Genomic DNA, 12,496 nt, shown 5'->3' with positions numbered 1-12,496 from the left:
TTTGCGTTAACATTGCCGGTCAACGATGGTCCAGACGAATCGGACTCGTCTGGAAACTTCCACAACAGAAGCGCTATGCCGCTGACCAGGCCACGCCCACGCTCCCGGCCGCGCACCGGGGCGCAAACGGGAGCGTGAGCACGTTCACATCTGTCTCACCGAAGTGCCGCGTTGCACAGCTGGCCGTTCAGCCTGAACTCGGCAGGCGGCCTGTTCGCGCCGCTGTACGTGGCGTTGAACCCGAGCCCGGTGACCGTCGCGCCGGGTGCGATGCCGCGGTTGTACTCCAGCGCGGTCGCCGAGGTCTGGCTCCACGTGGCACCCCACCCGTTGGTGATCCTCTGGTTGCCGGGGAACGAGAACGCGAGCGTCCACCCGTTGATCGCGGCGGTGCCGGTGTTGGTGATCGAGACCTGGCCGGTGAAGCCGGAGCCCCAGTCGTTCGGCACGCCGTAGGTCACCTTGCACGGCCCGGCAGGTGGGGTTCCCCCGCCACCGCCCAGGTACGGGTCGAGGTAGGCCTGCTTGGTGGTGTTGACCGTGGTCCAGTCGTCGTTGAGGATGCCGCCCGTGTCACCGGAGTTCGGGTTCCACGACCAGAACGCGAAGCTGAACCCGTTGTCGAGGTACTCCAGCAACTTCTTCAACCACACCCGGTCCCGCGGGTCGGCCAGGTCGGTGCCGAACTCACCGAGCCACACCGGCGCGATGTTGTTCTTCACCAGGTAACCCCAGTTGCGGTCCCAGATCGCCGTGAGGTTGCCGGGGAACGCCGGGTCGTTGAACCAGGGTTGCTCGAACACCGACGTCGCGTAGTCGTGCGCCGAGTACACGAGCCGGTTGGGCACGTTCAACCGGACCGGTGCGGACGCTGCACCTTGCAGGTTGCCGCCCCACCAGTAGTTGTCGCCGATGCCCTCGACGATGATCAGCCAGTCCGGGTTGGCTGCGAGGATCGCGTTGCCCGCGCGTTCGGCGGCGAGGCGCCAGTCGCGGGCTGTGTCGCCGCAGCCCCAGCACGCCGGGTCGTGCGGCTCGTTGTGCAGGTCCGCGCCGATCACGGTGGTGTTGCCCGCGTAGCGGCGAGCGAGCGCCACCCAGTCGTTGATCCAGCGCGATTCCGGGTAGGCGTCGGTGTACCAGAGCGCGGACTGGCCTGCCGAGCTCGGGCGGTGCCGGTCGAGCACGATCTTGAGGCCGATCCGGCCGGCGTGCTCGACGATCTTGTCCATGACCTGCTGGCCGGACAGGCCCGCCAGGTCGGGGTTCTTGCTGAAGTCGATGCCGTTCGGAGTGCTGCCGGAGTCGAACAGCTGGGACGCGAAGGGCAGCCGGACGACGTTGTACTTCAACGACTTGATCTGGTCGAGCATGTCGCGGTAGTTGCGCACCCACAGGCCGTGCGGGCTGTAGGTGTCGGTTTCCAGGCCGAACCAGTTGATGCCGGTCATCCGCACCGGCTGGTTGTTCGCGTCGAGCAGCCGGGTGCCATTGGTGTGCCAGTAGCCGTCGCCGGTCGCGGCCGTCGCAGGTGCGACGGCCGCGGTCGACGCCAGCACGAGCAGCAGGAGCACGTGCAGGAGTCGCTTCATGACGGACTTCTCTCCCCTACAGGGCCGGGTAGGCGTTGCGCATGAGCTCCTGGAACTGCGAGGAGAACCAGTGCCCGGACAACGGGGCGTCGCCCAGCGCACCGGACATGTTGTTGTTATTGCGCGGGTTTCCGGTGTAGGTGGGGTCGCACATCCGGTCGAAACCCTTGCCCTCGTTGTTCGGGATGTCCTTGCTCGCGCCGTCGGACTCGCCCGGCGGCTTGATCCACACGTACGCGTCGATGCCCGTCTCCGGTGCCGCCTTCGGCCGCTCTCCCAGTCCGGCACCCTTCTGGTTGCACCAGTTGCCGAGGTGGATGCGGCGGTCCGTCTTGCTGGCGTCGACGTACGCGTCCGGCGTCGTCTTCGCACCGGGCCCGGTCGGGCGGGCGCTACCGCCCCAGCCGTTGCGACTGGTGTCGATCAGCATGCCGACACCGGCGTCGAAACCGGCCGTGACCGCGCGCTGCCGGAACGCCTGCGCGTACGAAAGCTCGTCCACGTAACGGTTCCAGTCCACCCACTTCGAGGTGCGCACGCTCGTGCCGTTCACGGTGTCGTCGATGGTGAAGTACGGCTCGCGCAGTGCGCCGTAGTTGGCGGTGTTGGCGATGAATCCGTGCACGTTCGCCTTGGTGCTGCCCGAAGCGTTCGCCGCCTGGTAGAGCAACTCGGCCGACGGACCGAGGTTGTCGTCCCAGCCCAGCCAGCCGTGGTGACCGATGTCGAGGTAGTTGTAGACGTTCGGGACCGCGCCCAGCTTCGCGAGCGCGTAACCGACGCCCGTGACGTAGTTGCCGTTGGCCTTCATCACGTCGCACTGCGGGGTGAACGTCGGCCGCGGCGTCACGTTGGTGACCAGGTTCGGCAGCGAGTCGATCTCCACCACGGTCACGATGCGCAGGTTCGCGTACGCCGGCCTCGCGAGGATCGCCGCGATCGGGTCGATGTACTCCTGCTTGTAGCGGTCGATCTCGGCGGCTTTGAGCTCACCGTTGGACGCCAGCGCCGCGCAGTCCCGGCCGGGCAGGTTGTAGATCACCAGCTGGATCACGAGTGGTGTGCCCGCCGCCTGGCGCACCGCGTCGTCCAGGTGCGCAGCGAGCCCGCGGGCACCGGTCGTGCCGTTGATCGCCGCGATGCGGTCCATCCACACGCCTGTGGGCTGGTTCGCGATCCGGCTGCCGCCTGCCTCGGCGTTCGCCTTGGCCGACCAGTCCGCGTTGACGTACACCTTCGCGCCCGCGTACGGGTTGTCGACGCGGTTGCCGGGGTTCGGGTTGCCCGAGGTGGTGGTCGTCGTGGTGCTCGTCGGCGGTTGCTGGCCGGTGCACACGGTGCCGTTGAGCGTGAACGTCGCGGGCGAGGCGTTCGTGGCGCCGGAGTAGCTGCCGTTGAACCCGATGTCCGTCGAAGCGCCCGTACCCAGGTTCCCGTTCCACGACATGCTCGTCGCGGTGACGTCGGCGCCCGACTGCGACCAGGTGGCGCTCCAGCCCTGGGTCACCTTCTGCGTTCCGGGGAAGGAGAACTTCAGGTTCCACCCCGAGATCGCGTTGCCCAGGTTGGTGATCTTCACGGCGGCGCCGAACCCGCCGCCGCCCCAGTTGTTCGCCGTGTAGTCCACGCGGCAACCGGGTGCGGCGCCCGCGGGAGCGCTCAGCGCCACCCCGAACGTCGCAACGGCCGTGGCGACCACGACTCCCGTCGCGGCCCACCGCCTCTGTCCGTTGAACCTCATGCCATCTCCTCAGTGGTGTTTGATCTCCATGAGCGAGCACGCGGTGGGCGTGCATTCGAGTCGTTTCAGTCCGAGGTGCTCCATGCCGATCGAGCCGGTGAGCGCGAACCCGTCGCCGAACACCAGGTCCGGGTCGCCCCGCACGCGCCCGTTCGCGACCGCGCTGCGCCACGCCTGGTCCAGGCCCGGTCTGAGCACGAGCAGCCCGAGCCGCTGATAGGGCTGCTTCGTGCACGTGCCCCACTCCGCGACGAAGGGCTGGTAGACCTCGGCTCGGACCGGGCCGGCGAACTCGGCGAAGTCGTTGTCCCGCTTGACTTCACCGCACTCGCCGGTGAGCTCGTGCAGCCAGGCCGCGACGCCGTCGACGCCACGGGTGAGGTCCGGGACCGGTTCGGCGCGCCCCAGAACGAAGACGAGCGCGACCGAACCGATCACGAAGAGGGCAAGGAGCGCCCTCATCACGGGATGGCGCAGGATTGACCGTTGAGCGTGAAGGACGCGGGGTCTGCCACGGGTGCGGTGATCGCGGCGTTGAACCCGAAGCTCACCGTGCCGCCGGGTGCGATGTCGGCGTTCCAGGAGGCACCCGTCGCGGTGGCTTTCCCGTTCGTCACCGTGATCGTGGACGACCACGCCTGGGAGAGCCGTTGCTCCGGCGGGAAGTCCCAGACGAGCCGCCACCCGGTCACCGCTTCGGTGCCGGAGTTGGCCACGCTCACGTTCGCGGTGAAGCCACCGTTCCAGGTGCTCGGCCTGGTGTAGGTCACCGTGCAGGTGCCGGCGGTGCCGGTCCTGACCGCGACGGCCGGCGACGAGGGCGAGGCGCTGCCCGCCGCGTCCTGCGCCACCACGCGGAAGGTGTAGTCGGTGCCGGGGTTCAACCGGGAGACCGTGACGGAGTTCGTGGCCGAGGTCGCGACCACCTGGCTGCCGCTGTACACCTGGTAGCCCGTGACGCCCAGGTTGTCGGCCGACGCCGGCCAGTCGAGCCTCACCGAGGTGCCGGTGATCGCCGAGGCGACCGGGGTTCCCGGCGCGGTCGGCGGCGACGTGTCCGGGGTTCCGCCGCCGAACACGACGTCCGAGCAGCTGTAGAACGCCTCGGGGCTGTCCGAGCGCTGCCAGATCGAATAGATGATGTGCCGGCCGGTCTTGTTGGGCAGCCTGGCCTGCCAGCTGTACTCGCCGTTCGCCAGCGGCGGGTTGGTGATCCGGTCGAACGGCGTGGGCTCCAGGTCCGACCACTTGAGCGGCTGCGTCACGTCGAAGCCGTCCCTGGTGACGAACTGCTCCCAGGTGCCGGGGTGCGGCGCCCATGCGTTGTAGCGCAACGTGACCGCGGAGTTCGCCGTCACCCTCGTCACCGGCCAGTCGGCGCGGGTGAGGTTGTAGGCGTCGTACTTCGTGGTCGGCCCGCACAGGTCACCGTCCGCGATGATCTCCCGGTGCCGTCCGGCCGCGTTGCTGATCAGGTTGCCGAACCAGTCCCACAGCGGTTGCTTGCCACCCTGTGCGACCGCGGCCACGCAGGCCGGGTTGGTGGGCTGGAGGTCTCCGCCGCCGCTGCCGGCACGGCCGTCCTCGTAGCAGAGGTAGGTGCGGCTTCCCGGCCACACCATGGAACCGTGGGCGACCGCCGTGCCGCCGGTGTGCACGAGAACGGCCGCCGTCACGGCCAACACGGACAGGAGCGCGATGCGTTTCCTCATCTCGGTACTCCTCAGGAGAAGAGCTCGGCGTGCAGGGAGAATGCGGTGGCGATCTCCGCCTGTGCCCAGAACCGGTGGTAGGTGAACGTCGGCACCGGACCACCGTCCAGATAGGACTGGACCTTCGGCCACTGCGGGTCGTTGCGGAACGCGGACCGGATCGACAGGAACGACGACGTCTGGCCGATCTGGTCGCCGTTCGGCATCCGGCCGGTCCAGCCCGGCGGCACGTACGGACCCTCGCCGGTGGTGGCGTTGTAGACGTCGTCGAACCGGTTGTAGTCCGAGCGGCTCTCCGGGGTGGCGATACCGAGGCTGTCCTGGTGCGACAGCAACGACGTCAGCAGCGCCTCACCGGTCGTCCTGGCCTGGGCGTGCCCCGACTTGGCCGCGTAGTTGAGCAGCACCTTGGCGTAGGACGCGGCCACACCGACGTCCTGGTTGCGGTTGAGGACCCGGACCCGCAGGTTGGCGTTCGCGCCGGGGTTGGCCGCGTTCCACGTGTCCGGCGCGCCCGTCCACTCGAGGTCGGCGGGGATCTGGAAGTTCGTGCCGGTCGTGGTGTTCGCGAGCGCCCACGGCACCCACCTGTCGAGGATCTTCTTGGCGCGGGGGTCGCCGGTCATCTGGTACAGCGCCGCCGTGCGTTCGATCCCCCACACCTGGAAGCCGAACCACCGGTTGCTCGGCGGGTCGCGCCACACCGGGTGGGCGTCGTAGAACATGCCGTAGAACGTCGGCGTGCCTGCGGGAGGCGTGCCGTACTGGCCCTCCCAGCTGTTCGTGACACCACCGGCGAGACCACCGTCGGCCGACTGCAGCCACTGCAGCATCTCCAACTGCCGGGTCAGGCTAGTCGCCCAGTCCTGCTGTCCCGTGGAGGACAACGGCTTGAGCGCCGGCACGTTGGCGAGCGCGTGTGCCGCCAGCGGGTTCTGGTAGCCCTGGTGCGAGGCACCGTCGCCGATCCGCCACGCCCATCCCGCTGACGTGTCGGTCGCGCCGCCCCACGCGTAGTACCAAGACATCAGGTAGTGCGCGCTGTTCTTACCGGTGCCGCCAGGACAGGTACTCGGGCTGACGCAGTTGCCGATGCGCTTGAAGTACTTGTCGAACATGGCGTACCGCAGGTAGTCGCCCATTTTCGCGGCCTTGCCGATCTCAGCGGAGATCTGACCGGCGTTGCCCTGCGCCGTGGCCCATTGCTGGGCCAGCAGCGCCACCTGCACCACGCGGGCGTCCGCGTCCGGCGCGTTGGTGTACTTCCACTGCTTGGCGTAGGAGGCGTCCTTGGTGAACAGGTCCAGGAAACCGTTGGGGCCACCGTGCTTGAAGGTGTCGCACGACGGCTGCGGGATGGTCTCCCACACCGACTCCGACGAGCCGCGCTGGTAGGTGTTGATGTACGCGGGCGCCGTGGTGCCGTCGCCGCAGCGGCCGAAGCCGTAAGTGTTGTCGACGTCGAGCAGCCAGTGCATGCCGTAGACGTCATCGGTGCCGTACGCGGACTTCAGCTCGGCCGCGATCGGGTCCTGGCCCACGGGCACGTTCGCGTCCAGCACCGCCGGGTAGCGGTCCATCCGCGCGTGTTCGGGCGCGTAGGTCGCGGGCTTGGCCGCGTTGTACTTGTCGTTCGTCGGCTGATCGGCCTTGGCCGGGATGATGTACTTCTCCATCGACGCGAACGCCGACCTGAACGGCGCCCAGTCACCGGTGATCCGGCCGTAGCTCGCCTCCAGCCACAGGTAGTAGCTGAACGCCTCGGACGTCGTCTGGTGCCCGTGGTCCGGTGCCTCGACCATCAGCGTCTCCACCGAGTGGTACGGCACCAGCAGGTCGCCGAACTTCCGGAAGTAGCCGCTGGCCGGATCCTTGATCTTGGCGTACTGGGCCAGGAAGGCCTGGGTGAAGTCCGAAGTGGACGGATCGATCTCGCGCACGGCGACCGATGCCGCCGAGTGGCCGGGAGCGGTCGCGGTGAACGTCGCCGTCGCGAGCGCTCCACCGTTGTTCGCCGACGTCACCGTGACGGTCTGCTTCGCCGCACTGGTGAAGGTCAGCGTTGCCGGTGCGGCGGTGAGGTCGGCGCTGCCGGTGCGGGCGATCGTGACCGTCACCGGCTGGCTCGGGGTGGCTGCCAGCGAGACGTCGAACGTGGCCGTCTGACCCTGTTTCACGGTCAGCGTGCCCGGTGTCGCCAGCACCGCGGGCCCGGCCAGCACCTTGATCATCACCGGCGATGACGTCGTGGCCGCACCACGGTTGTCGGTCGCCCGCGCGGTGATCCGGTGATCTCCTGCCGTCGCGGAGGTCCAGGAACCGGCGAAGGGCGCGCTCGTGTCCGTCGCGATGAGCTGGTCACCTGCGTAGAAGTCGACCTTCGCCACCGAGCCGTCGGTGTCCTGCGCGGCCGCGGCCAGCGGAATCGCCGCGGGCAAGGTGTAGGTGCCGCCCGTGGCCGGCGCGGTCACTGCCACGGACGGCGGCTGGTTGGGCCCCGTGCACGCCACGCCGTTCACCGCGAAGTCCGTCGGTGGCCGGTTGGCCGAGCCCTTGCTGCCGTTGAAGCCGACCTGCGCGCTGCCACCGGACGGGAGCGTGCGCGCCCAGTCCGGGTTGGTCACGCTCACCACGGCACCGCTCTGGCTGAAGTTGCCGTTCCAGCCCTGGGTGACGCGTTGCCCGTCGGGGAACGTCCACGTCAGGGTCCAGCCGTTGAGGGTGTCTCCGTCGTTGCGGATCGACGCCGTGGCGCCGAATCCGGTGTTCCACTCGTTGGTGATCTCGTAGGTCACGGTGCAGGCGACCGCCGCCGGCGCCGCCACTGCGGGCACTCCACCGGCTGCCATCAGGGCCGCAGCCGCCAGTGCCACTGTTCGTCGAGTCATGCCGCCGCCTCTCGACATCTGGGACCGCTCCCAGAATTCACGGCACTGTAACGTGGGTAACGCCGCAGCTGGCGGCTCCAGCAAGCCCCAACGGCCGCACCGCTACGCCGGAAGTCCCTGATGGTTAGCCACAACGGCCCAGGCGGCGTTCCGCCGTTGCGCTATCTTGCTGCTCTCTTCGAGTGGATTCCTGGGAACGCTCCCAGACGAAGGCGGGGGCGCCCGTCGCCGCGAGGACGCCCCCTGTCCCGATCAGCCGCGACCGGCTCCCGCACCGGCCGTGACCACGCTCTTCACGCTGCTGGCGCCGTCCAACGGGTACGAGTACGGGATGGACTTCACCGAGCCGCCCTGATCACCCGGACCCGAGTTGGCGAAGTGGTTGTTGCGCGCCACCAGCGACCCGCCGGGCGAGCTGCCCTCACCGCGGTGGAACGGGTCTTCCGTGTTCTCGAAGTAGTTGCCCTCGACGAGGACCCCGGCCTCCACAGTGGACGCGACGCCGTAGTCCGTCACGCCGCCGTAATAGTTGTTGTAGACGTGCACCGGGTTGCCGAACCGAACCCGCGGGTGGCGCTGCTGCGTGCCGGCGAACCAGTTGTGGTGGTAGGTCACCCGGAGCTTGCCCCGGTCCTCCGACCCGTTGCCGTCGCTGTGCCCGAGCAACATCGTCTTGTTGTGGCTCGAGAACTTGTTCCAGGACACCGTGACGTAGTCGGAGCCGCGTTTGACGTCGACCGCGCCGTCGTAGCCGTTCGAGAACGAGTTGTGGTCGACCCACACGCGGCTGGAGTACTGGACGTTGATCGCGTCGTCGCCCCAGCTGCGGAAGTTGAGGTTGCGCACGATCACGTTCGAGACCTTCGAGATGTTGAGGCCCTGACCGGTGATCGCCGCACTCGAACCGACGCCCTCGATCGTCTTGTTCGAGGCGACCTTGGTCATGCTCGGCAGCGAGATCGTGCCGGACACCCGCACGACCGCCGCACTCGACGACTGGACCGCGGTGGCGAACGCGGCGGCCGTCGTGACGGTGATCGGCGCGGCACTGCCACCACCGGTCGTGCCACCGCCCTGGGTGGCCCAGCCGACCAGCCCGAACGGGGCGGCCGACACCGGCGGAACCGCGACCACGCCGGCCACCAGTGCGGCCACCGAAATTATTGTTGCCCGTTTCAGAATCATTCCACGCTCTCCCACGAGTGAGCGGCGGTGCAACAAACGTAGCGAGCGCGCAACAAATGGGTCAACCGCTTCGACGATATTCGATTCGAACAATCGACAATGATTGACAGGAAACATCATCGCCCTACCATCAAATCACCGCCGCGCATCCTCCTCCAGCGGAGCGCTAATGAAGAAACTGGCAACAACGATGTTCGCCGCCGCACTGGTCTCGTTACTCGCGCCCCAGGCGCAGGCCGCGGGCAGCACCTTCCCCACTCCGACGCGCCCGAAGCCGGTCAGCGCCTCCATCAAGGTCCCCAAGACCACTTACGACGGTGGCATGCAGCGGTTCTACGGCACCGGCAACCTCGGTTCCGGCGGCCAGAACGAGGACCAGGACCCGATCTTCCAGCTGGCCGACGGCGCGACGCTCAAGAACGTCGTGCTCGGCGCGCCGGCGGCGGACGGCGTCCACTGCCTCGGCACGTGCACGCTCACCAACGTGTGGTGGGAGGACGTCGGCGAGGACGCGGCCACGTTCAAGGGCACGTCGTCGTCGCAGACCATGACCATCAACGGTGGCGGCGCCCGCAAGGCGTCGGACAAGGTGTTCCAGCACAACGGGCCGGGCACGATGATCATCCGCAACTTCCAGGTGGACGACTTCGGCAAGCTCTACCGGTCCTGCGGCAACTGCAAGACCCAGCACAAGCGGCACGTCGTGCTGGAGAACATCACCGCGTTCTCCCCCGGCAAGTCGCTGGTCGGCATCAACACGAACTACGGCGACACCGCGCGGTTCTCGAAGATCACGATCGTCGGGGACAGCAAGAAGAAGATTGCGGTCTGCGAGAAGTACCAGGGCGTCACCAGCGGCGAACCGAAGAAAATCGGTTCAGGCTCCGACAGCACCCACTGCCTCTACCAGTCCTCCGACGTCACCTACCGCTAGAAAAAGGGCCCCGGCGCACGCCGGGGCCCTTTTTCACCACACTTCAAGAGTGTGAACTCCGATGTGTTCCAGATTCCAGTCGTCGCCGATTCCGGGTTGCGTCGGCAGCGCCACGTTCCCGTTCTCGTCGAGCGGATCGACGAGGGAGTTCCGGTGCGGCGGCACCCGGTCGAAGTCGACGTGCGGGTGCAGCAGGCCGCGTTCGTACCACCGGCCCGCGTCGGTCGCGCCGAGCACGGTGAGGCTCCCGGAACCGTTGCCGTGGATCTCGCAGTCCACGTTGAACGACTCCGCGAGGTGCACCGTCTTCAGCACCGGCGTGATGCCGCCACTGCCGGCCGGACCCGCACGCAGGATGTCGCACGCTCCCGTCGTGACCCACTCGGCGCGGGTCATGTGCTTGCCCCACGCCACCTCCGGCCCGATCACCGGGATCGACAGCTGCTCGGCGAGCCACCGGTACGAGCTGACCGACGCCTCCTCCATCGGTTCCTCGAACCAGTAGAAGTCCAGCTCCTCCAGCGCTTTGCCGAGCCTCAACGCCTCCGTCCGCGAGTACCAGTGGCTGGCATCCAGCATCAGCGCGATGGCCGGACCGACCGCCTCCCGCACCGCCCGGCACGCCTCGATGTCACGGGCGACGCTCGGCGCGTCAGGCACCGGCGGCATCCACGTGTGCAGCTTGATCGCCCGATACCCCACCGACACCAGGTGCTTCGCGAAGTCCGCGTAGTCACCCGGCGTCGCCAGACCGTCGGTGTCCCCGCACATCGTGCTGGCATAGGCCGGAACCTGATCGCGAGCACCACCGGCGAGCCGCCACGCGGGCAGCTCCACCCGGCGTGCCACCAGGTCCCACAGCGCCTGGTCCACGAACCCGAGCGCCCGGTCGGTGAACCCGCCGTGCGCACCGCGTTGCCGCCGGGCCATCAGCCGCCACAACCGTTCGCGGTCCCACGGGTCCTCACCGAGCAGCACCGGCCGCACGTGCCGGTCCAGCACGGCGGGCCGGAGCTGGTCGGGCTGCACCTGGCAGTACCCGGTGACGCCGTCGGTGTCGGTGATCTCCAGCAACGCCTCGGTGATCTCGTGCTCCGGTGCCGGATGCCTGTGGCCTTCGGCGTCCACCGACGTGGACGCCGTCGTGGTGAACGTGCGGACCGCCACCCGTTCGATCACTTCCGCTTCTCCCAGTCCTGCTGGGCGGTCGTGAGCTTCGCCGCGAGCCCGTCCAGGAACTCCTGCGCGGACATCTGCCCGAGCAGCACCTTCTGGTACAGCGGTTCGGTGTCGGTCTTGGTGATCGACGAGTACTCGGGCAGGTAGACCGGCGCGGGCACGATCACCGTCGCGGGATCCTCCAGCACGCCGAGCGCCATCTTCACGGCCGGGTTCTTCGCGATCCACTCCGCGCCGCGCACGTCGGTGTTGGCCGGGATCTGGCCGACCTTCTGGTTCCAGTACCCGTTGCTCTCCGCCGAGACGAGGAACTCGACGAACTTCCAGGACGCCTCACTGTTCTTGCCGCCCTTGAAGACGGCGAACCCGTCCGTCGGGTTCGGCACCACGGTGCGCTTGCCAGACGGCCCCTTCGGCAACGGCATCGCGGCAACACGTTCCGGGCCGAGCGACTTCATCACGTCGGCGGTGGAGCCCAGGTTGTGGTGCATCATCGCCACCGATCCGCCGGTGAACTGCGCGACCATCTGCGTGTAGTTGTTGTTCACGTCCGCCTCGGGCGTGGCCTTCTTGTACAGCCCCGCGACCTTGCGCACGAGCTCGGCGTTGCGCGGATCGGCCACCGTGCTCTTGCCGCCGTCGTAGAACTTCCCGACACCGGAGTAGGAGTAGGCCTCGGACAACAGCTGGAAGACCGACCCCGCGCCGCCGCGGATGGTGAAGCCGTACTGGTTCTCCGCGGGTTTCGTCAGCTGCGCGGCGGCCTTGGCCAGGTCGTCCCACGTGGCCGGTTCCGCGATCCCGGCCTCGGCGAACCGGTCCGAGCGGTACCAGATCACGTCGAGGTTTCCCGACGCCGGCACCGCGTAGAGCTTGCCGTCCGGCGAGGTCTGGCGGACGGTCTCCAGCAGGCCCGGGATCAGCCTGCCCTTGAGGGAACCGCTCTCCAGCCGTTCGTCAGCCGGTTCCAGCGCACCCTGCCCCGCGAGGTGCGCCAGGTACGACGTCGTGACGCCGCCGACGTCCGGCGTCGACCCGCCCGCGATGGCGGTGTCGTACTTCTGCTGCACCGACGAGCTCGGCACGCCGACGTACGCGATCTTGATGTCCGGGTTCGCCGCCTCGAACCGCTTGATCAGCTCCTGGTAGATCGGGGTGCGGCCGGGGCCGCCGTTGTTGTCCCAGAACGTGATCGTCGTCGGTCCGTCCTGCCCCGCCGAGCATCCGCTCAGCACGAGCACCAGCGCGACCAGCAGTCGTCTCAT

Annotated in this window: 9 protein-coding genes; 1 reads left to right on the top strand and 8 read right to left on the bottom strand. The window is 68.2% G+C overall.

All coding sequences use genetic code 11. The annotated features are described in order from the left end of the window. Window positions 1-155 precede the first annotated feature (155 nt). The 6 genes from ACIA8G_RS03890 to ACIA8G_RS03865 all read right to left on the bottom strand — a co-directional run bounded on the left by ACIA8G_RS03890 (window position 156) and on the right by ACIA8G_RS03865 (window position 9,088). Window positions 156-1,592 (bottom strand): cellulase family glycosylhydrolase, encoded by a 1,437-nt coding sequence (locus ACIA8G_RS03890; RefSeq protein ID WP_396416728.1) that lies wholly within the window; start codon window positions 1,590-1,592, stop codon window positions 156-158. A gap of 16 nt (window positions 1,593-1,608) precedes the next feature. Next, window positions 1,609-3,333, bottom strand: a complete 1,725-nt coding sequence (locus tag ACIA8G_RS03885; RefSeq protein ID WP_396416727.1) for a glycoside hydrolase family 6 protein — start codon at window positions 3,331-3,333, stop codon at window positions 1,609-1,611. 9 nt (window positions 3,334-3,342) lie between these two features. Next, entirely contained in the window at window positions 3,343-3,795 is a 453-nt protein-coding gene (locus tag ACIA8G_RS03880; protein WP_396416726.1) for a hypothetical protein, read from the bottom strand. After that, window positions 3,795-5,045, bottom strand: coding sequence for a lytic polysaccharide monooxygenase (locus ACIA8G_RS03875; protein WP_396416725.1), 1,251 nt, complete (start codon window positions 5,043-5,045; stop codon window positions 3,795-3,797). The genes ACIA8G_RS03880 and ACIA8G_RS03875 overlap by 1 nt, the downstream gene beginning before the upstream one ends. 11 nt (window positions 5,046-5,056) lie before the next feature. Beyond that, window positions 5,057-7,933 (bottom strand): glycoside hydrolase family 48 protein, encoded by a 2,877-nt coding sequence (locus ACIA8G_RS03870; RefSeq protein WP_396416724.1) that lies wholly within the window; start codon window positions 7,931-7,933, stop codon window positions 5,057-5,059. A gap of 252 nt (window positions 7,934-8,185) precedes the next feature. Further along, entirely contained in the window at window positions 8,186-9,088 is a 903-nt protein-coding gene (locus ACIA8G_RS03865; RefSeq protein ID WP_396416723.1) for a polysaccharide lyase family 1 protein, read from the bottom strand. 199 nt (window positions 9,089-9,287) lie between these two features. Here ACIA8G_RS03865 and ACIA8G_RS03860 point away from each other — a divergent pair, with 199 nt between their 5' ends. Continuing rightward, window positions 9,288-10,052, top strand: coding sequence for a pectate lyase (locus ACIA8G_RS03860; protein ID WP_396416722.1), 765 nt, complete (start codon window positions 9,288-9,290; stop codon window positions 10,050-10,052). Window positions 10,053-10,085: 33 nt separating this feature from the next. Here the strand turns inward: ACIA8G_RS03860 and ACIA8G_RS03855 are convergent, their stop codons facing one another. Both ACIA8G_RS03855 and ACIA8G_RS03850 read right to left on the bottom strand, forming a co-directional pair. Continuing rightward, window positions 10,086-11,231, bottom strand: coding sequence for an enolase C-terminal domain-like protein (locus ACIA8G_RS03855; RefSeq protein WP_396416721.1), 1,146 nt, complete (start codon window positions 11,229-11,231; stop codon window positions 10,086-10,088). Then, window positions 11,228-12,496 carry an ABC transporter substrate-binding protein gene (locus tag ACIA8G_RS03850; protein ID WP_396416720.1) on the bottom strand — a complete coding sequence of 423 codons (1,269 nt, stop codon included), beginning with the start codon at window positions 12,494-12,496 and terminating at the stop codon, window positions 11,228-11,230. The genes ACIA8G_RS03855 and ACIA8G_RS03850 overlap by 4 nt, the downstream gene beginning before the upstream one ends.

This window comes from Lentzea sp. NPDC051213 (assembly GCF_044455585.1).
Classification (GTDB): domain Bacteria; phylum Actinomycetota; class Actinomycetes; order Mycobacteriales; family Pseudonocardiaceae; genus Lentzea.
This window is presented reverse-complemented; position numbering and strand designations above follow the sequence as displayed.